Origin of the sequence: Xanthomonas sp. DAR 35659 (genome assembly GCF_041242975.1) — a bacterium.
GTDB classification, from domain to species: Bacteria; Pseudomonadota; Gammaproteobacteria; order Xanthomonadales; family Xanthomonadaceae; genus Xanthomonas_A; species Xanthomonas_A medicagonis.
This window is the reverse complement of sequence record NZ_CP162488.1, coordinates 147,633-166,295: the sequence shown is the minus strand read 5'-3', so window position 1 is coordinate 166,295 and position 18,663 is coordinate 147,633. Positions and strand designations below refer to the sequence as shown.

Below are 18,663 nucleotides of genomic sequence, written 5' to 3'. Positions count from 1 at the left end.
GAATGTACCTGTGCGCCGCTGCCCGTGGCATCGGGCTCATGCATCGCGAGCTGCGTCCACGCAACGCTTGCGTTGGCGCCAAGCGGCGCCCTTCCTTCCTGCGGCAGCGACTGTCGGCCGCCATCACGCCAGCGCACCGACTTCGACCCAGGCTTACGCATTTGTCGATGGCTACCCATCACAGCCACCGACGTGCCCCCCATCAGTGCCGACGCCGTGCGCGGCGGCGCGAGACGCATCCCAACAGCGGCGACGCGAAGCGGGGTGGTCGGCAGACGGCGACGCGCCCTTCCCGGCCGCCACCGCGGCGCACATCGATACACGCTGTTGCATGTACGGCATTCCCGGACCGTGCGCACGCGGGCGCCGCGAGTGCGACAATACTGCACGGCCCAGTTCGGTTAAGTTCAGCGGACTGGTTCAATCCTATGTTGATTTTTCGTTAAGGGCCGCGATGGCGTCTTCCGAATCCAACCTGGTGCAGTTGTCGGGTGTGCGCATCGACCGGGGCGGCCGCGCGATCCTGCGCGACGTCTCGCTGGCGGTGCCGCGCGGCAGCATCACCGCCGTGCTCGGCCCGTCGGGCAGCGGCAAGTCGACGCTGCTGGCGGCGCTGACCGGCGAGTTGATTCCGGTCGCCGGCACGGTCGAGGTGTTCGGCCAGCCGCTGCCGCGCGGCAGCCGCGCGCTGCGCGAGACGCGCAAGAGCATCGGCGTGCTGCTGCAGGGCAACGGGCTGCTCACCGACCTGAGCGTGGCCGAGAACGTGGCGCTGCCGCTGCGCGCACACACCCGCCTGCCCGAGCCGGTGCTGCAGCGGCTGGTGGCGCTGAAGCTGCACGCGGTGGGCCTGCTCGCCGCCGCCGACGCCTGGCCGCGCGAGTTGTCCGGCGGCATGGCGCGGCGCGTGGCGCTGGCCCGCGCGCTGGCCCTGGACCCGCCGCTGATGATCTACGACGAACCGCTGACCGGCCTGGACCCGATCGCCTCCGGGGTGATCATGAGCCTGATCCAGCGCCTCAACGACACCCTGGGCCTGACCAGCATCATCGTCAGCCACCACGTCCACGAAACCCTGCCGATCTGCGACCAGGCGGTGGCCATCGCCAATGGCGGGGTGGTCTTCGCCGGCACCCCGGACGCGCTGCAGGCCAGCACCGATCCGCTGCTGCAGCAGTTCCTGCACGGCCGCCCGGACGGCCCGATTCCGTTCGATGCGCCGGCGCGCGCGCGGAGTGCCGCCTGATGGGCGCCGTCGCCTCGATCCGCGCGCTGGGCCGCGCCGGGCTGTTCTCGGTCACCGTGCTGCGCGGCTCGCTGCCGACCCGCGATTTCCTGGCCGAGCTGGTCCGCGAGATCTACAAGGTCGGCGCGCGCTCGCTGCCGATCATCGCGGTCGGCGGCGCCTTCGTCGGCCTGGTGCTGACCCTGCAGGGCTACCGCACGCTGCAGACCTATGGCGCGTCCGATGCGCTGTCCACGCTGCTGGGGCTGTCGCTGTACCGCGAACTGGCGCCGGTGCTGACCGCGCTGCTGTTCATCGGCCGCGCCGGCAGTTCCATCGCCGCCGAACTGGGGCTGATGCGCGCCACCGACCAGATCAAGGCGCTGGAGCTGATGGCGATCGACCCGGTGGCCAAGGCCGTGGCGCCGCGCTTCTGGGCGGCCGTGCTGACCGTGCCGCTGCTGACCGGCATCTTCTGCTCGCTGGCGATCAGCGCCAGCTACTTCGAGGCGGTGAACGTGCTCGGCCTGGACCGCGGCACGTTCTGGTCGGCGTTGGCCAGCAGCGTGGATTTCTGGGACGACTTCGGCGTGGCGATGCTGAAGTCGGCGGTGTTCGGCGGCACCGCGGCGCTGGTCGCGTCCTACGTCGGCTTTCATGCCGAGCCGACCATCGAGGGCACCTCGGTGGCCACCACCCGCGCGGTGGTGAACGCCTCGCTGCTGGTGCTGATGTTCAATTTCGTGCTGTCGGCGCTGCTGTTCCAGTAGGAACCGCAGGCCACGGCCCGCCGCGCCGGCGGGCCATGCTGTAACGGCTGCGGCACTGTCGCCGCGGCCCGGATGAATCAACAAGGTAGACACGTTATGGCTATCCGTGGTCCCCGTCTCGAGTTCGCCGTCGGCGCCTTCCTGCTGCTGGGCCTGGCCTCGCTGCTGGTGCTGGCGCTCGCCTCCACCAACCGCCAGTGGGGCTTCGGCGGCGGTCGCTACGAGCTGATCGCCCGCTTCTCGCAGATCGGCCAGTTGCGCCAGCAGGCGCCGGTGAAGATCGGCGGGGTGATCATCGGCCAGGTGGCCAAGATCGAGCTGGATCCGGCCAAGTTCGACTCGGTCGTGACCCTGGCCATCGACGACCGCTACAAGGACCTGCCGGCGGACACCTCGGCCGGCATCCTGACCAGCGGCCTGCTCGGCGAAAGCTACGTCGGGCTGCAGCCCGGCGGCGATCCGGACACGCTCAAGCCGGGCCAGGAGATCGCCTTCACCCAGCCGGCGGTGGACCTGATCCAGCTGGTCGGCAAGTACATGTTCGGCGGCGGCAGTGGCGGCGGCGACAAGAACGCAACACCCGATGCGGCAGCCTCAGCGAACCCCGCCACTCCCTCTACGGAAACGGAACCCAAGCCATGACCAACACACTGCTCCGCACCGCGCTGGCCGCCGCGCTGGCCCTCGCCGCCCCCACCCTCGCGCTGGCCCAGGCCGCGCCCGCCGCGTCGGCGTCCCAGCAGGGCTCGGCGAGCAAGGTCGTGCTCGACAACAGCACCCGCATCCTGACCACGCTGGAACAACGCCGCGCCGAGTTCAAGAGCAACAGCGCCGCGCTCAAGCAGTTCATCGACAGCGAGATGAACAAGTCCTTCGACCGCGACTACGCCGCGCGCCTGGTGCTGGGCGTGCACGGCCGCGGCGCCTCCGACGCCGACGTCAAGCTGTTCGCCGACGCGATGGCCGACAACCTGATGCAGCGCTATGGCAGCTCGCTGCTGACCTTCGAAGGCAAGCCGCAGGTGCGGGTGAAGTCGGAATCGCCGTTGCCGGGCGGCCGCGGCGCCAAGGTCTCCACCGAACTGCTGCGCAGCGGCGGCGATCCGATTCCGGTCGACTACCTGCTGCGCAACAACGGCGGCACCTGGAAGATCTTCGACGTGATGGTGGAAGGCGTGTCCTACGTGCAAACCTTCCGCAACCAGTTCGACACGCCGCTGCGCACCAAGTCGATCGCGCAGGTCGCGGCCGACCTGCGCAATGGCGCGCTGCAGGTCGCACCGGCGAGCGACAGTGGCAAGAAGTGACCCGCGCCTGCGCCGCGACGGCGACACGCTCGCGCTGAGCGGCGTGCTCGACCGCACCGCCGCCACCGCATTGTGGCCGGCGGCGCTGCCGTTGCTGGCCGGCGCGCGCGCGCTGGACCTGCGCGAGGTGACCCAGGTGGACAGCGCCGGCCTGGCGCTGCTCGCCGAACTGGCCGCGCGGTTGCGCGCCCAGGGCCAGGCCGAGGTCGCCCTGCACGGCGCCCCGGCCGGCCTGACCGAATTGAGCGCCGCCTACCGGCTGGCGCCGACCCTGGATTTCCAATCTCCCCCGGCGGCGAGCTGACCCCATGAACGTGCTGCGTATCCTCACCTCCCTGGCCCTGGTCGCCGCACTGGGCGCCTGCGCCGGCGCGCCCAAGCGCACACCCCCACCGCCGCCGGCAGCGACGACCAGCACCATGCCGGCCGCCGACGCCGCCGACACGGCCGCGCAGGCATCCGAAGCGGCGAGGCAGGCGGCCGATGCGCAGGCGTCGACGCCGATGCCGGCCGAGGCCGGCGACGCGGCGGCCGCACCGGCCAGCGTGCCGCCCACCGGCGGCGCCACGCCGACCGCGGCCGAGGACGACTACGCGGCGCTGTACGGCAGCGACCCGTACAACCCGGTCGCCGATCCGACCCTGCCGGCCGGCGTCACCGTGCCGCAGAGCTACGATCCGTGGGAGAAGTTCAACCGCAAGGTGCACAAGTTCAACAACGTGGTCGACCGCACGGTGGCGCGGCCGCTGGCGCGCGCCTACGTCAACGTGGTGCCGCGGCCGGTACGGTTGGGCGTGACCAACTTCTTCGACAACCTCAGTTCGCCGCTGACCATGGTCAACCAGTTGCTGCAGGGCCGTCCGCTGCAGGCCGGCCAGACCCTGGGCCGGTTCCTGATCAACAGCACGCTGGGCATCGGCGGCTTCCTCGATCCGGCGACCGACGCCAAGCTGCCGCGGCGCAGCGAGGACTTCGGCCAGACGCTGGGCGCGTGGGGCTGGCGCCGCTCGCGCTATGTGGAGTTGCCGTTGTTCGGCCCGCGCACGGTGCGCGACGTGTTCGGCCTGGCCGGCGACGCGCCGTTGTCGCCATTGCGACAGGTCGAGGAGGACACGGTCCGCATCGGCCTGCAGGGCCTGCAGTTGGTGGACACGCGCGCACAGTTGCTGTCGCTGGACAGCATGCGCGACAACGCGCCGGACGAGTACCAGCTGACCCGCGATGCGTGGATGCAGCGCCGCACGTATCAGATCGAGGCCGATCTGCGCAGCCACCACAAGCGCCAGGACGACGATCTGCCGGACTATCTGCGCGAGGAAGAGACCAATCCGACGGTACCGGTGGACGCGATGCCGATCCCGGAGTGGCGTGGCGGCAGCCGCTGAGCTGCCTGATTTCGTGATGCACGAGAAACCCGGCTTCGGCCGGGTTTTTTTTGGCGTGGGGTTCCTTGCCATCCGCACGCAAGGGACATGCGAATTTGAGCGTCCCTTGCCGCGGGATTGGGAGCGCGTGCTAGCCGTCCCCACCCGTACCGATGGTGATGGACGCGCTACCGATCCTGAAACGCTGCGGTGGGGGCCGCTGAGTCGCTTGAGTGCACGCAGAGCCAGCTTCGGCCGGATGTTGTGACTGGCTTTCCTCGCGATCCATACCGCGTCATCGACATCGTGAGCGGGCAGTGTCGCCGGCTTGGCAAACGGGGCGAACAGTGATCGTAGGACGCCAACCTTCCACCACTGTTGCCGCTGTTATTCCAGGATCGCTAGCCCGACCAGCGCACCACCGACCAGCGCCGAGTACAGCGGGGTCGTTGCTGTTGCTGTTGCTTTTGTTGCTGTTGCTTTTGTTGCTGTTGCTTTTGCTGCTGCTGTTGTTGTTGTTGTTGCTTGGCTGTTGATCTACCGGGTCCCCTCGGCGCGGCAGCCACGGCGGGGAAAAACCCGAAGGGCGGCGCACATGGATGTGCGCCGTTCGCGGCAGGGGCAGGATGCCCCTTCCGCGAATCCCCGTCGTGGCTGCGGACCCGGAGCGCGCAGCGCGGAGGGCGCGCTGCGGGGTGTGCTTTCTTTTGGTTACTTTTCTTTGCACAAGCAAAGAAAAGTGACCCGCGTCAGCGGAAGCTCTGGCTATGGCTCTAATGCTCTAACGCTCTTTGTAGGAGCGGCTTCAGCCGCGACAGACCGACCATCGCCATGGCCCTGGTCGCGGCTGAAGCCGCTCCTACAACGCCCCTCGTCCGACACGCAAATCCCAAGCAACAGCAAAGGCTTTCGCCTTGCGGCGAGTTACTTTTCTTTGCTCGTGCAAAGAAAAGTAACCAAAAGAAAACACGCCCTGCCTTCGCGCCCTCCGCGCTACGCGCTCCGGGTCCGCGGAGGCTCCGGGGATCCGCGGAAGGGGCATCCTGCCCCTGCCGCGGACGGCGCACATCCATGTGCGCCGCCCCTTCGGGGTGTTTCCCCGGTCCCTCCGCCGCTACGGAAGGGAACCCGACAAGTCAAAAGCAAAAGCCAAAACTGCAGCGGCAGCGGCAGCGGCAGCGGCAGCGGCAGGACAAGCTAACGGCATGGCAACCGCACCGGTTCGGCAACGCCACGACATTCAAACCGGCGGCCACTACGAGCGCAGGCCTTCTTCTGTAGGAGCGGCTTCAGCCGCGACGAACGAAGCCGGAAAACCGCAGCGGACCCATACCCTTTTCGGCGCGATCACCAGCCACCCGGAAGCCCCAAAGCGTCTCCAGATCCCCAGGCACCACACCTCACGGCGTCACGCGCCGCAAACCGTTACCCCAGCGCCGCCTCGATCGCCGCACGCAGACGCGGATCCTCGGCGGTCACGTCCGGTGCGAAACGCCCGAGCACCTGGCCGTCGCGGCCGACCAGGAACTTCTCGAAGTTCCACAGCACGCCCGGCGCCGGATTGGGGTCGATGCCGTAACCGCGCAATTGCTCGCGCATCGGGCCCTCGCCCTCGGCCTGCGGCTGCGCGGCGATCAACGCGCGGTACAGCGGATGCGTCGCCTCGCCGGTGACCGCGATCTTGGCGAACATCGGGAAGGTCACGTCGTAGGTGAGCTGGCAGAACTGCTGGATCTCCTCGTCGCTGCCCGGCTCCTGGCCCTTGAAGTCGTTGGCCGGAAAACCCAACACCTCCAGCCCATCCGCATGCTTTTCGCGGTACAGCGCCTCCAGCCCTTCGTACTGCTTGGTCAGCCCGCACTTGGAGGCGACGTTGACGAGCAGCAACACCTTGCCGCCGAAGTCGGCCAGGGTGGTCGGCTGGCCGTCGATGCGGGTCAGCGGGATGGTTTGCAGCGACTGGGACATGGAAGACTCTCCGAAATGGGAGCGCCAGCATAAACCTTGGCACGCCTGCTGGTCGCCGTCGCCGACGGTGTCATTGAGCTTTGGTTGCACTACCGAAATGCCCGCAGCGCACGTGCATTCGACGGACGCAGAAGGCCAAGCATGGATGGCGCGACCGGCGTTGCAGGCAAGGCTTGCCTCGCACGCCGCGTGGCACCGGAATCGCCACCACCGCCATCGCTGCTGCCATCCATGAAATACTGCGGATGCACCACCCCATTCGCATCCTTACCCAGGCCCGCACGCCCGACGCGCGGACATCGGCACCGTGGATACAGCACCAGCGCAGACGTCGGCTCAGCCATCGCGATCGCCTCGGCCCTGCGCTTCCGGAACTCCTCATGCCATTGGACGACGCTTTCCTGCGCTCCTTGACCATCCGCTCGATGCAGGCGCTCGGCGGCTTGACCGTGTACCGCTACTTCCTCGATCGCGCGCGCCTGTCCGACGAACTGTGCGCGCTGGCGCGCCACCAGGTGTCCGTGCTGATCGAGGACGATCTGCCGCGGTGGGACCTCCGCGGCGCCTGCCTGCCGATCAACGGACGCGGCGATCCGACGCCGAGCGCGTTCCAGCAGACGCACCAGGAGCTGCTCGGTGTTCCCGGCCGCCTGGTGGATGTCTCGACGGAAATCGGATTGAGCGCGCTCTACACCAGCGATCATCGCGACGCCATCGGCTTCCTGCTGACCACGCTGGATCTCGCCGGCAGTTCGCGCCAGCACGTTCTCGACGCGCGGCTGGCGCCCTTGCTGCCGCAAGGCCCCGGATGGGGACCGACCATCTCCGACGCGGCCTATGCCGGCGTCATCGCGCACCTGAGCGCCCCCTGCTGACCACGGCCGGAGGCGATCAGCCGAGCAGTGGCACAAGGCCGCGGCAACCCGTGGTTCGCCGCCCCCACGTCGCGTCGGCCAGTACGCCGCAGCCGCCAGCGCCGTCCCGCCCGCATCGCGCGGCCGGCGCGCCGCGGCCCAGGCTCACTCCCGGTCGTCGCCTGCGGGCTCGTCCGCCTCGGCGTCGTCCAGCGGCAGCGACAGGTCCAGCAACGGCGCGGCCTGCGCATCGGACAACGTCTCCACGCCGCGCAGACGGCGCTCGATGGTGCGGGTCTTGCGGCTGGCCTCGCCCAGGCTCTTGCCGACCGTGCTGATCTGCTTCTCGGCCTTCTCCAGGATACCGGCGAACTTGCCGAACTCGCTCTTGACCGCCGCCAACACGCCCCACACCTCGCTGGAGCGTTGCTCGATGGCCAGGGTACGGAAGCCCATCTGCAGGCTGTTGAGCAGGGCGGTGATCGTGGTCGGCCCGGCGACGACGATGCGGTACTCGCGCTGCAGCAGGTCGGCCAGGCCGGGACGGCGCAGGGTTTCGGCGTACAGGCCCTCGGTGGGCAGGAACATCACCGCGAAGTCGGTGGTGTGCGGCGGGGCGATGTACTTGTCGCAGATCGACTTGGCCTGCACCCGGATCGCGCGTTCCAGCTGCGCGCCCATCGCCTGCACCAGCTCCGGGTCGCCCTGTTCCTGCGCGTCGAGCAGGCGCTCGTAGTCCTCGCGCGGGAACTTGGCGTCGATCGGCAGCCACACCGGCGTGTCCTCGTGGCCGCGGCCGGGCAGGCGCACCGCGAAATCGACCATTTCGTTGCGCTCCGGGCGCACCCGCACGCCGCGCGCGTACTGCTCCTGGGTCAGGGTCTGCTCCAGGATGTTCTCCAGTTGCACCTCGCCCCAGCCGCCGCGGTTCTTGACGTTGCTCAGCACGCGCTTGAGGTCGCCGACGCCGGTGGCCAGCTGCTGCATCTCGCCCAGGCCGCGCTGGACCTGCTCGAGCCGCTCGGACACCAGCTTGAACGAGGCGTCCAGGCGCGTGTTGAGCGTGGTCTGCAGTTTCTCGTCGACGGTGCCGCGCATCTGCTCGAGCTTGGCCGCGTTGTCGGCCTGCAACTCCTTCAACCGCTCTTCCAGGGTGCCGCGCATCTCGCCGATGCGCTGCTCGTTGCGCTGGATCAGTTCGTTGAGCCGCTGCCCGAGCGCGTCGGCGAAGCGCTGCTGCGATTCGGCGCCTTCCAGGCGAGCCTTGCGCGCGTCCTCGACCAGGGTCTCGCGCAGCGCGGTCAGGTGCGCGTCGATGCGCGCGATCAGCTCGCTCTGCTGCTGGCCGAAGTGCAGCATGCGCGCGTCCTGCTGCTGGCCGAACGCGTCAAGCTGGCCGCGCATCTCGACCAGGCGCTGGTTCAGCAGTTCGGCCACGCGCTGCTGCGCCTCGCCCGCCTCGATCCGGCCGCGTCGCGCGTCCTCGGTCAGCGCCTCGCGCAGCAGGTCCAGGCGCTGGTCGGTGCGGGTGGACAGGTCGGCCAGATGGCGGGCGAAGCTCTCGCTGCGCGCGTCCTGCTGGCGGGCCAGGCTGTCGAGCTGTTCGCGCAGTTCGCCGCGGCCGTTGCGTTGTTCCTCGCGCAGGACCTGCTCCAGCGCCGTGTGGTTGGAACGGCGCAGCAGCACGGCCAGCAACAGCGCCACGACCACGCACAGCAGGCCGGCCAGGATCAGGAAATGGAAATCGGTTTGCATGCCGCCAGTGTAGCCGGCCGCGTCTCAGGCGCTGCGCCGCGCGTGCCGGTCGCGCACGTGCCACTCCCGGCGGCCACGCGGTGGCCCCAACGCGCGATGCGGACCGATCGCGAGGACGCGGCAGCGCGGCACGCAGGCCGTGGCCGGCAAGCGCCACGGCCCGTCCGCGCGTCCGCGCGTTCGCCGCCGCGTTGCGCGGGACGCCACGCTGAGGCACGCTCGACGCCCCTTTCGCGCCGCGTCCGCATGCTCGCTCTCTACGGCAAGTCGTCCTCGATCAACGTGCGCAAGGTGCTCTGGCTGTGCACGGAACTGGACCTGGCGATCGACCGGCAGCACCACGACAGCCGCGTCGCCTCCGCGGATATCCCCGGGTTGCGCGCGCTCAACCCCAACGCGCTGGTGCCGGTGTTGCGCGATGGCGATTTCGTGCTGTGGGAATCCAACAGCATCTGCCGCTATCTGGCGGCGCGGCAGCGGCGCACGGACCTGCTGCCGGACGCGCCCCAGGCGCGCGCCCTGGTCGAACAGTGGATGGACTGGCAGGCCACCGACCTCAACGCCGCCTGGCGCTACGCGTTCCTGGCGCTGGTGCGCGACAGCCCCGCCCACCGCGACGCCACGGCGATCGCGCGCAGCACGCAGGACTGGCATCGGCACATGGGCATCCTCGATGCGCAGTTGCAGCGCACCGGCGCCTATGCGGCGGGTGCGCACTTCACCCTGGCCGACATCGTGCTCGGCCTGTCCACCCAGCGCTGGATGGCCACGCCGATGGCGCGGCCGCCGCTCCCGGCGGTGACGGCGTACTACGAGCGCCTGTCGGCACGCCCCGGGTTCCTGGCCCACGGGCGCAACGGCCTGCCCTGAGGGACGGTGCGGCGGGGAGCCGCAGTGCGTAAGCCCGCTTGCGCGCGCGAGTCGAGTCCCACCCGTCCGCGCACGGTGCCCCGCCGCGGCGGGCGCGTGGTCCGCGCGGCCAGAGTCGGCGAGGACACCCTCACCGCGCCATCCGCAGCACGCCGCCCGTGGCCGCCGCCGATAGCTTTGCTGCACCGCATTCGGCGACACTCGCGGGCTTGTCCTGTCGTCTCCGAGGCCCGCATGTCGTTCCTGTTCCGGCGCAAGTCGCTCGATCTGGTCACCGTCCACGAGGCCGGACGCCGGCTGGTGCCGACGCTGAGCTGGCCGCACCTGGTGGCGCTGGGCATCGGCGCGATCGTCGGCACCGGCATCTACACCCTGATCGGGGTCGGCGCGCACCTGGCCGGGCCGGCGGTGCTGCTGTCCTTCGCGGTGGCCGGCGCGATCTGCGCCTGCGCCGCGCTGGCCTACGCGGAAATGGCGACGATGATGCCGACCGCCGGCAGCGCCTACACCTACAGCTACGTCGCGCTCGGCGAGAGCATCGCCTGGGTGGTCGGCTGGAGCCTGATCCTGGAGTACTCGCTGGTGGTCAGCACGGTCGCGGTCGGCTGGTCCGGCTATGCGGTGGGCTTCCTCAAGGGCGTGGGCGTGGACCTGCCGCTGTGGCTGACCGCCGGGCCGCACGTGAAGGGCGGCTTCGTCAACCTGCCGGCGGTGCTGATCACCTTCGTGGTCGCCGGCATGCTGATGGTCGGCACCCAGGCCAGCGCCACCGTCAACGCGGTGCTGGTGGTGGTGAAGATCGTCGCGTTGACCATGTTCGTGGCGATCGCGCTGCCGCATTTCGACAGCGCGCGGATGGAGCCGTTCATGCCGTTCGGCTTCGTCAAGTCGGTGGGCGCGGACGGTGTCGAGCGCGGGGTGATGGCGGCTGCGGCGATCATCTTCTTCGCCTTCTACGGGTTCGACGCGATCTCCACCGCGGCCGAGGAGACCAAGAAGCCCGAGCGCGACCTGGCGATCGGCATCCTCGGCTCGATGGTCGGCTGCACGCTGATCTACGTGCTGGTGGCGCTGGCCGCGGTCGGCGCGATGCGCTACACGGTGTTCGGGCAGAGCGCCGAGCCGCTGGCGCTGATCCTGCGCGAACTCGGCCAGGGCAAGGCGGCGACGCTGATCGCCGCGGCCGCGGTGATCGCGCTGCCGACCGTGCTGCTGGCGTTCCTGTACGGGCAGAGCCGGATCTTCTTCGTGATGTCGCGCGACGGCCTGCTGCCGCGCGGGCTGTCCAAGGTCAGCGCGCGCACCGGCACGCCGGTGGCGACCACGCTGTTCACCGCGGTGCTGGTGGCGGCGCTGGCCGGCGTGGCGCGGCTGGACGAGATCGCCGCGCTGGCCAACGCCGGCACCCTGGCCGCGTTCATCGCGGTCGCCGCGTGCCTGCTGGTACTGCGCGTGCGCGAACCCGGGCGCGCCCGCAAGTTCCGCACGCCGCTGGCGTGGGTGGTCGCACCGCTGGCGATCGGCGGCTGCCTGTACCTGTTCTGGAGCCTGCCGTACAAAACGCAGGGCTGGTTCCTGCTGTGGAACGCGATCGGCGTGGTGGCCTACCTGCTCTACGGGCGGCACAACAGCCGGTTGCAGCGTGAGGGCGCGCAATCGTGACGCCCGCCTTCCAGGCGACCCTGGCGCGCCACATCGGCAGCGCCTTCGCCCGCCAGATCGCCTTGGCCGACGTGCTCGGCGAGCGTAGCTGGCGGTTGGAGTTGTCCGAGGGCATCGCCCACTTCGGCGACGACCTGCACTTCCCGGTGCAGTTGCTGGGCAGCGCCGCCGAGGACAGCGGCACCTGGCTGTGGGCCTGGGCCAATACCGCCAGCAACCTGCCGGAGCCCCTGCTGATCGCGGCCAATGCGTTGCGCGCGCGCGGCGAGCGCGAGGGCCCGGCCGAGCTGGTCACGGCCTCGCTGCCGCTGGATGACGACGACAACGACGGCCATTCGGTGGCCCTGCTCGCCGCCGCGCTGAGCGCGCGCTGCTACTACCGTGGCCCATACCGGGGCGGCGCGCTGTTCTTCCTGCTCGACGATGTTCCGGCCGAGGTGTTCGCGCCTTGCGACGATCCGCGCGTCCTCCGCTTGCTCGGGCAACTGGTCGCGCAGTTTCCGCTCGACAACCGGGCGATGACCGAGGGCTTTCTCGAGGATCAGGGCTATGCGCTACAGCGTGCGCCAGGGCAGACCGTCGCGGTGCGCGGCGGCGGTCAGATCACGCTTAGCTTCGATGCGCTGGATCGGTTGGCCCAAGTGGAAGGCAACCTCGCCCCGCAGCAGCACCCCAAGACGGCGAAAAAACCGGCGCCGAAATGGCAGTTCTGGAAAAAGTAATCGCCGCCACCTAAGCCCCTCTCCCGTCGGGAGAGGGGTTGGGGAGAGGGTCCGGCGCGAAAGCGACTCGCGAAGTTTGGGTGCACGAGGCTTCGCCCGTACCCTCATCCGCCCCTTCGGGGCACCTTCTCCCGATGGGAGAAGGAACTGCTTAGCCCCTCTCCCGTCGGGAGAGGGGTTGGGGTGAGGGTGCGGCGCGAAAGCGTCTCGCGGAGTTTGGGTGCACGAGGCTTCGCCCGTACCCTCATCCGCCCCTGCGGGGCACCTTCCCCCGAAAAGGGGGCCATGGTCCCGACGGGAGAAGGAACAGCCGGATCAAACAGACGACACCGCACACCACCCCGCGCTCACCGCGCAGGCACCACCGTTCGCCGGAATTCGCTGAAGTAGAACAGCAGCGCGGCCGCGCCGAAGCCGGCGCCGAGCAGCGACAGTCCGCTCCAGCCGGCATAGGCGAACACCGCCGCGGCCAGCACCGAGCCGGTGGCGCCGCACAGGAACACCGAGGTCATGAACAGCCCGTTGAGGCGGCCGCGCTGCTCGGGCGCCAGCATGTAGATGCTGCGCAGGCTCAGCACCTGGCACACCTGCACCGCCGCATCCAGGATCAGCGCGGCGACCACCAGCCACAGCAACGCATGCGCGTGCGCGGCCCAGGCACCGATGCCGAACGACAGCGCCGCGGCGGCCAGCGCCCAGCCCGTGGCCGGGCGGGTCCAGCCGCGGTCGGCCATGCGCCCGGCCACCGGCGCGACCAGGGCGCCGGCGGCGCCGGCCAGCGCGAACAGCGCGATGTGCCGCTGGTCCAGGCCGAACGACTGCGCCAGCAACAGCGGCGAGCCGGTCCAGAACACGTTGAAGGCGGCGAACATCATGCCCTGGTAGAACGCGCGCCGGCGCAGCAACGGGGTGGCGGCGTACAGCCGCGGCAGCGAGGCCAGCACGCGGCCGTAGGAGGCGCGCTGCGCCGGGCGGCGCTGCGGCAGGCGCCAGCGCAGCACCGCCATCAACGCCAGCATCAGCGCCGCCGACAGGAAGAACACCGCGCGCCAGCCCAGGGTGGCGGCGACGAAACTGGAGAACGGCCTCGCCAGCATGATCCCGGCCAGCAATCCGCCCATCACCGTGCCGACCACGCGGCCGCGGCTGGCCTCCGGCGCCAGGTGCGAGGCGAACGGAACCAGGATCTGGGTGGCCACGGCGCACACGCCGACCACGAAGGAACCGAGCAGGAAGCCGGCCGCCGAGTGCGACAGGCCGATCCCGACCAGGCCCAGCACCACGCCGCCGAGCAGCAGGATCGCCAGGCGCCGGTTCTCGGCCACGTCGGCCAGCGGCACCAGCAACAGCAGGCCGGCGCCATAGCCGAGCTGGGTCAAGGCGACGATCAATCCGGCCAGGCCAGGCTGCAGCCGCAATTCCGGCGCGATCAGGCCGATCAGCGGCTGCGAGAAGTAGATGTTGGCCACCGCCAGGCCGCAGGCGGCGGCGAACAGCGCGATCAGGCCGGAGGACAGGCCGGCGGGCGCCGCATCGGTCTGGGGCGGGTTCGGGTGCATTGCGGGCAGCCTGGCAGCGGAGGCGCCACGGTAGGCGGCGCGGCCGGCGGACTCAACCGGTCCGGCCACGACACAGCGTTGCGTCGTGGCCGGGGTTCCGCGGCGGCGGGCGTGGCGATGCCACCGCGTCACTCACGGCGCGCTGGCTCAGCCGGCGCGCCGAAGGCCGGCGCTTACCACCAGCGCATGCCTTCGAAGGGGTTCCAGCTGGTGCTGCCCTGCTTCACTTCCAGGTAGTAGGCATAGTTGGCGATCATGCCGACCAGCACCGAGTAGGCGACGCCGAGGCCATTGACCACCATCCGCGGCAGGAAGAACGACAGCACGCCGAGCAGCACCGAGATGCAGATCAGCACGATCGCCTTGCGCCACAGGCCGAGGATGAAGAAGTAGATCCAGCCGAAGAAGAACGCGAAGAAGTTCATGTTGACCTTCAGCCGGTCGCCGAACGAGAGCGCCTTGAACGCCGGCTTGAAGCCGGGCGAGGACGGGCCGCCGTGGCGGTCGAAGAAGTCGAACCGGAACTGCCACTTCGGGCTGAGCGGCGCGCGCTCGGGAAGATTCTGGGTGCTCATGGAGATCAAATCCTTTATGTAATCGTTTTCATTGTAGCTGAATGGGGATTGATGGCGCTATCGGCGCCTTGGGCCAGGGAGAGTGGCTTCGTCCTCACGGCACTGTCGTAGGCAGCAACGGCGCGACAGTGCGGCCTGGTGCGCAAGGCTCGATGAGGCTTCGGATTGGGCCCGTGGGCCGAGCCAGGTCGAGGTGGAGACCCGCACCATCGACTCGGGATCAAGATCGGCGCCCAGGGAACCGTGCCTGCAGCCCATCGTCCCTGGCCACGTTGGATGACGCTCCCGGTCAGGCAGGCAAGGATCGCCCCACCCTCGCAACGCCTGCCCGCCGACGCCCGGCATGGTCGCCCCCGTGATGCGCCGGCGCAGCGCCTAGTTCCCCAGCGTCTGGCCGATCCTGATCGCTTCGGCGACATTGCGCGCCGCCGTGCGCAGGTTCGCCGCCGCCTCGGCCAGCGCCTGCTCCAGCGTGCATGGGCGCTGCACCGCGCCGAACATCGCATCGATGCCCTGCGCGTGCAGCAGCGCCGCGCCCGCGTCCAGCCCGCCGGCGATCGCCAGCACCGGCTTGCCCAGGCGCCTGGCGATGCGGGCGACGCCGAGCGGCGCCTTGCCGCGCGCGCTCTGGCCGTCGAGCCGGCCCTCGCCGGTGATCACCAGATCGGCCTCGGCCAGCGAGGCCTCCAGGCCCAGCGCCTCGGCGACGATCTCCACGCCCGGGCGCAGCGGCGCGCCCAGCAACGCGACCAGCGCCGCGGCCAGGCCGCCACCGGCACCAGCCCCAGGCCGCGCCGCGACCGCCACGCCCAGGTCCGCCGCGATCACCGCGGCGTAGTGGCGCAGGTTGGCCTCGAGCTGCGCGACCTGCGCCGGCGTGGCCCCCTTCTGCGGCCCGAACACCGCCGCGGCGCCCTGCGCGCCGGTCAGCGGCGTATCGACGTCGCAGGCGACCTGGATCGTGCAGGCGCGCAGGCGCGGATCCAGGCCGCTCGCATCGATCCGTGCGAGCGCGGCCAGCGCGCCGCCGCCGATGCCAGGCGCGAGCGCACGGCCGTCGGCATCGAGCAGGCGCACGCCCAGCGCCTGCGCCATGCCGGCGCCGCCGTCGGTGCTGGCGCTGCCGCCGATCCCCACGACCAGCGTGCTTGCGCCGGCGTCCAGCGCCGCCAACAGCAGTTCGCCGACGCCATGGCTGGTGGCGGCCAGGGGGTCGCGCTGCGCCGGCGGCAGCAGCGCCAGGCCACTGGCCGCGGCCATCTCGACGAAGGAGGTGCGGCCGTCGCCGCTGAGGCCGAAGCACGCCTGCACCGGCGTGCCCAACGGCCCGCTCACGGTGTGCTGGATGCAGCGCCCAGCGGTCGCCGCGACCAGGGCCGCGACCGTGCCCTCGCCGCCGTCGGCGACCGGCACCTTGCGGTAGGTCCATGCCGGGAACACGTCGCGAAAGCCCGCTTCGATCTGCGTGGCGACCTCCAGCGCGGACAGGCTTTCCTTGAACGCGTCCGGGGCGATGACGATGTGCATGGGCACCGATGCTAGCCGATGCTGCGCGGTGCCGGTTCGGTGTGCGGCATGGCGTGGGCGCGGCGCCGGTGCGGCTTGGTCTTGCGGATCGGCGTCGGTGGCGCCGGCCGTGGCAGTGGGCGCAAGCGCTGTCGTTTGCGGCGTTGTCGCCAGGTGCGGGGTGCCGTGCAGCATGGCCAAGGGCCAGTCGCGGCGCTACCAAGCGTTCGGTCGCGTTCGTCGCGGCGGCGGCGGTCGCCGTGGTGGGGCGGTGCGTGTCTGTCGCGGCTGAAGCCGCTCCTACGTAAAAACTGGCGCAGCGTTTTTCGCGTGCGCCCGCCTGGGCGATCGAGCGATGTCGCGGGCCGGCAAGCGGCGCGCGGAGGATGCACCGCTTCGATCGACCGCCACCGCCGCGTGCCACCTGGCGGCCGGCGCACCGGCTGCCGCGCGGAACACGCCGGTCGCGCTGACCCAAGTGGGCTCAGGGCGCTGCGGTGCGCGCCTGCGCCGCCGCCCAGTCCTGCGCCTGCTGCATCACGCGCAGCACGTTGCCGCTCCAGATCGCGGCGATCTGCTGCTCGCTGTAGCCCTTGCGCAACAACCAGGCGGTGATCTTCGGCAGGTCGCCGACGTCCTCCATGCCGGCGACCCCGCCGCCGCCGTCCCAGTCCATGCCGATGCCCACATGCTCGGGACCCACCAGCGCCAGCACATGCTCCAGATGCGCGAAGAAGTCGTCCAGCGTCGCCTGCCGCACCGGATACCTGGCATCCAGCGCCCTGATCTCCTGCTCCAGCTTGCGCCCCTCGGCCAGGCTGAGGTGCTCCCAGTCGCCGTACTTCGCGCTCAACGCCTGCTCGGCGGCCTTGCGCTCGGGGCTGGCGCCGGTGTCGATCAGATAGCCGCCATAGGAGTTGAGCTGGATCACCCCGCCGTGCGCGGCCAGCACCTTCAACCGCGCGTCGTCGATGTTGCGCGGATGCGCATGCACCGCGCGCGCGCCGCTGTGCGAGAGCAGGATCGGCACCGGCGACAGCGCGATCAACTGGTCGAACACCGCATCGGAGGCATGCGACTGGTCGATGACGATGCCGAGCTTTTGCGCCTGCTGCACCAGTTCCCGCCCGGCCGGACTCAGGCCCCGCCACTGCGGCCCCTTCGGGTCGGTGGCCGAGTCGGCGAATTCGTTGTTGAGGAAATGCACGGTGCTCATCAGGCGCAGGCCTTGCGCGTGGTAGAAGCGCAGCAGCGACGGATCGGCGACCAGCGGGCTGGCGTTCTCCATGCTCAGGAACACCACGCGCTTGCCGGCGGCCTTGATCCGCGCCGCATCGGCCGGCGTCGTGGCCAGGGCGAACTGCTGCGGGTGCGCTGCAACCACCCTGTGGATCGCCAGCAGCCTTGCCAGCCCGGCGTCGCGATCGTCCAGGTGCGCCTGCGCGCTGCGGTCGCCCTGGCCGGTGTAGATCGCCCAGAAGCCGCCATCCAGCGCACCGGCGCGCATGCGCGGGTAGTCCACCTGCGCCATGCGCGTGCCCGGGTGCGCCGCCATGATGTCGAAGTCGCTGCGCTCGAAGTTGGCCGGCGTGTCCAGATGCGAGTCCAGCGTCAGCAAGCGCTGCTGCAACGCGGTGGCGCGCGCCATTTCCGCTTTCGTGAAGTCGACGGCCTGCGCCGGCAACGCCGCGGCCAGCGCCAGCGACAGGGAAAGACCAAGGACGTGCAGGTTCATGCGCGGAAGTTCCCGGAGAGAGCGGCGGTTCGATGATAGCCATGCCGCGCCTGCCGCGACCCGCCACGGCGGGTAGGTGCGCGTATCGGGGGAGTGACGCCCGCCGTCCGGTTCGCTCGGACCGGGCCGCTGCGCGTGACGGCGATCAGCCAGACGCATGCGGCGTGCGGGCTGCGCCAACGCATGCCCCTGCCGCCAGCAGCGCATCGACCACCTCGCCCAGGGTCTGCGTCGCCGTCCCCTCCCAGAAACCGGCGGGCATCGCGACCCCGAGCTGCTCCTCGATTTCGCCGATCGCGTCTTCGGCGTCGTAGTCGATGTCCAGTACACCGAAGCGCGGTCCGCCGCACACGACGACGAACGCGTCGTCGGGCAGGAAACAGGTGCCGGGCCAGCGCAGGCGCCGCGCCAGGATCGCGCCGATCACGCACGCCGCCTGCTGCCGCGCGCCGCCGCCCCAGAGATCCAGTAACGCGGCGCTGCGCGCCTTCTGCTGGGCGCCGAGTCGCCCGAAGAACGACAGGTCCGGGCCAAGCCACCGCACGCCGATGAAGAATCGCGCACGCCCGCCGGTCGGCGGATAGCCGGGCGGATAGCGCAGTGGCGCTGCCGGATCCGGGCAGGCATGCGGCGTTGATGGGGACATCGCGGCCTCGCAGGAATCTCGTCGCGGCAAGCCATGCGCGGCATCCGCGGCGGATGCCTCCGCGGTCACCGCTGACGCTCACCGCCAAGGCTAGCGCCCGCGCGCCCGTCACACCAGCGGGCGAGCGCCCGTGCACATGCGGGGC

Annotated in this window: 17 protein-coding genes; 10 read left to right on the top strand and 7 right to left on the bottom strand. The window is 70.4% G+C overall.

Annotated elements, in window-relative coordinates:
• The first annotated feature begins 454 nt into the window (after nucleotides 1-454).
• The 6 genes from AB3X07_RS00805 to AB3X07_RS00780 all read left to right on the top strand — a co-directional run bounded on the left by AB3X07_RS00805 (nucleotide 455) and on the right by AB3X07_RS00780 (nucleotide 4,687).
• Nucleotides 455-1,246: an ABC transporter ATP-binding protein gene (locus tag AB3X07_RS00805; protein WP_369941885.1), complete on the top strand. Its 792-nt coding sequence runs from the start codon at nucleotides 455-457 to the stop codon at nucleotides 1,244-1,246.
• Complete coding sequence (locus AB3X07_RS00800) at nucleotides 1,246-1,995, top strand: MlaE family lipid ABC transporter permease subunit (protein WP_369941883.1); 750 nt, start codon at nucleotides 1,246-1,248, stop codon at nucleotides 1,993-1,995. The genes AB3X07_RS00805 and AB3X07_RS00800 overlap by 1 nt, the downstream gene beginning before the upstream one ends.
• Before the next feature lie 96 nt (nucleotides 1,996-2,091).
• Entirely contained in the window at nucleotides 2,092-2,637 is a 546-nt protein-coding gene (gene mlaD, locus AB3X07_RS00795; RefSeq protein ID WP_369941881.1) for an outer membrane lipid asymmetry maintenance protein MlaD, read from the top strand.
• The gene (locus tag AB3X07_RS00790) at nucleotides 2,634-3,302 is read left to right on the top strand and encodes an MlaC/ttg2D family ABC transporter substrate-binding protein (RefSeq protein WP_369941879.1); all 669 of its coding nucleotides are present in this window, start codon (nucleotides 2,634-2,636) and stop codon (nucleotides 3,300-3,302) included. Before mlaD ends, AB3X07_RS00790 begins: the two co-directional genes overlap by 4 nt.
• 7 nt (nucleotides 3,303-3,309) lie before the next feature.
• Entirely contained in the window at nucleotides 3,310-3,606 is a 297-nt protein-coding gene (locus AB3X07_RS00785) for a lipid asymmetry maintenance protein MlaB (protein WP_369944857.1), read from the top strand.
• Nucleotides 3,607-3,610: 4 nt separating this feature from the next.
• Entirely contained in the window at nucleotides 3,611-4,687 is a 1,077-nt protein-coding gene (locus AB3X07_RS00780) for a VacJ family lipoprotein (protein WP_369941878.1), read from the top strand.
• A gap of 1,404 nt (nucleotides 4,688-6,091) precedes the next feature.
• On the opposite strand, the gene AB3X07_RS00775 is transcribed toward AB3X07_RS00780, so the two are convergent.
• Complete coding sequence (locus AB3X07_RS00775) at nucleotides 6,092-6,634, bottom strand: glutathione peroxidase (RefSeq protein WP_369941876.1); 543 nt, start codon at nucleotides 6,632-6,634, stop codon at nucleotides 6,092-6,094.
• A 173-nt stretch (nucleotides 6,635-6,807) separates the two neighbouring features.
• Between AB3X07_RS00775 and AB3X07_RS00770 the strand changes: the two genes are divergently transcribed.
• Nucleotides 6,808-7,509 carry a hypothetical protein gene (locus tag AB3X07_RS00770; protein WP_369941874.1) on the top strand — a complete coding sequence of 234 codons (702 nt, stop codon included), beginning with the start codon at nucleotides 6,808-6,810 and terminating at the stop codon, nucleotides 7,507-7,509.
• 144 nt (nucleotides 7,510-7,653) lie between these two features.
• Here the strand turns inward: AB3X07_RS00770 and rmuC are convergent, their stop codons facing one another.
• Complete coding sequence (rmuC, locus tag AB3X07_RS00765) at nucleotides 7,654-9,243, bottom strand: DNA recombination protein RmuC (protein WP_369941872.1); 1,590 nt, start codon at nucleotides 9,241-9,243, stop codon at nucleotides 7,654-7,656.
• A gap of 246 nt (nucleotides 9,244-9,489) precedes the next feature.
• Between rmuC and AB3X07_RS00760 the strand changes: the two genes are divergently transcribed.
• From AB3X07_RS00760 to AB3X07_RS00750, 3 genes are all read left to right on the top strand, one after another.
• Nucleotides 9,490-10,113, top strand: a complete 624-nt coding sequence (locus tag AB3X07_RS00760; RefSeq protein ID WP_369941870.1) for a glutathione S-transferase family protein — start codon at nucleotides 9,490-9,492, stop codon at nucleotides 10,111-10,113.
• Between the two features lie 234 nt (nucleotides 10,114-10,347).
• Nucleotides 10,348-11,775 carry an amino acid permease gene (locus AB3X07_RS00755; RefSeq protein WP_369941868.1) on the top strand — a complete coding sequence of 476 codons (1,428 nt, stop codon included), beginning with the start codon at nucleotides 10,348-10,350 and terminating at the stop codon, nucleotides 11,773-11,775.
• Nucleotides 11,772-12,497 (top strand): DUF6882 domain-containing protein, encoded by a 726-nt coding sequence (locus AB3X07_RS00750; RefSeq protein WP_369941866.1) that lies wholly within the window; start codon nucleotides 11,772-11,774, stop codon nucleotides 12,495-12,497. Before AB3X07_RS00755 ends, AB3X07_RS00750 begins: the two co-directional genes overlap by 4 nt.
• A 347-nt stretch (nucleotides 12,498-12,844) precedes the next feature.
• Here the strand turns inward: AB3X07_RS00750 and AB3X07_RS00745 are convergent, their stop codons facing one another.
• The 5 genes from AB3X07_RS00745 to AB3X07_RS00725 form a co-directional block, all read right to left on the bottom strand.
• On the bottom strand, nucleotides 12,845-14,056 hold the full coding sequence (locus tag AB3X07_RS00745) for an MFS transporter (RefSeq protein WP_369941864.1): 1,212 nt from the start codon (nucleotides 14,054-14,056) through the stop codon (nucleotides 12,845-12,847).
• Nucleotides 14,057-14,229: 173 nt separating this feature from the next.
• Nucleotides 14,230-14,631 carry a DUF2628 domain-containing protein gene (locus AB3X07_RS00740; protein ID WP_369941862.1) on the bottom strand — a complete coding sequence of 134 codons (402 nt, stop codon included), beginning with the start codon at nucleotides 14,629-14,631 and terminating at the stop codon, nucleotides 14,230-14,232.
• 375 nt (nucleotides 14,632-15,006) lie between these two features.
• Nucleotides 15,007-16,158 carry a glycerate kinase gene (locus AB3X07_RS00735; protein ID WP_369941860.1) on the bottom strand — a complete coding sequence of 384 codons (1,152 nt, stop codon included), beginning with the start codon at nucleotides 16,156-16,158 and terminating at the stop codon, nucleotides 15,007-15,009.
• A 463-nt stretch (nucleotides 16,159-16,621) separates the two neighbouring features.
• Nucleotides 16,622-17,872, bottom strand: coding sequence for a dipeptidase (locus tag AB3X07_RS00730; protein ID WP_369941858.1), 1,251 nt, complete (start codon nucleotides 17,870-17,872; stop codon nucleotides 16,622-16,624).
• Between the two features lie 145 nt (nucleotides 17,873-18,017).
• The gene (locus AB3X07_RS00725; RefSeq protein ID WP_369941856.1) at nucleotides 18,018-18,587 is read right to left on the bottom strand and encodes a hypothetical protein; all 570 of its coding nucleotides are present in this window, start codon (nucleotides 18,585-18,587) and stop codon (nucleotides 18,018-18,020) included.
• Nucleotides 18,588-18,663 lie beyond the last annotated feature (76 nt).

Bases quoted from the DNA above. Each gene is read 5' to 3' on its own strand.
- mlaD (WP_369941881.1), top strand. From the start codon at position 2,092: ATGGCTATCCGTGGTCCCCGTCTCGAGTTCGCCGTCGGCGCCTTCCTG.
- AB3X07_RS00730 (WP_369941858.1), bottom strand. From the start codon at position 17,872: ATGAACCTGCACGTCCTTGGTCTTTCCCTGTCGCTGGCGCTGGCCGCG.
- AB3X07_RS00740 (WP_369941862.1), bottom strand. From the start codon at position 14,631: ATGAGCACCCAGAATCTTCCCGAGCGCGCGCCGCTCAGCCCGAAGTGG.
- AB3X07_RS00790 (WP_369941879.1), top strand. From the start codon at position 2,634: ATGACCAACACACTGCTCCGCACCGCGCTGGCCGCCGCGCTGGCCCTC.
- AB3X07_RS00760 (WP_369941870.1), top strand. From the start codon at position 9,490: ATGCTCGCTCTCTACGGCAAGTCGTCCTCGATCAACGTGCGCAAGGTG.
- AB3X07_RS00735 (WP_369941860.1), bottom strand. From the start codon at position 16,158: ATGCACATCGTCATCGCCCCGGACGCGTTCAAGGAAAGCCTGTCCGCG.
- AB3X07_RS00755 (WP_369941868.1), top strand. From the start codon at position 10,348: ATGTCGTTCCTGTTCCGGCGCAAGTCGCTCGATCTGGTCACCGTCCAC.
- AB3X07_RS00800 (WP_369941883.1), top strand. From the start codon at position 1,246: ATGGGCGCCGTCGCCTCGATCCGCGCGCTGGGCCGCGCCGGGCTGTTC.
- AB3X07_RS00745 (WP_369941864.1), bottom strand. From the start codon at position 14,056: ATGCACCCGAACCCGCCCCAGACCGATGCGGCGCCCGCCGGCCTGTCC.
- AB3X07_RS00775 (WP_369941876.1), bottom strand. From the start codon at position 6,634: ATGTCCCAGTCGCTGCAAACCATCCCGCTGACCCGCATCGACGGCCAG.
- AB3X07_RS00780 (WP_369941878.1), top strand. From the start codon at position 3,611: ATGAACGTGCTGCGTATCCTCACCTCCCTGGCCCTGGTCGCCGCACTG.
- AB3X07_RS00805 (WP_369941885.1), top strand. From the start codon at position 455: ATGGCGTCTTCCGAATCCAACCTGGTGCAGTTGTCGGGTGTGCGCATC.
- rmuC (WP_369941872.1), bottom strand. From the start codon at position 9,243: ATGCAAACCGATTTCCATTTCCTGATCCTGGCCGGCCTGCTGTGCGTG.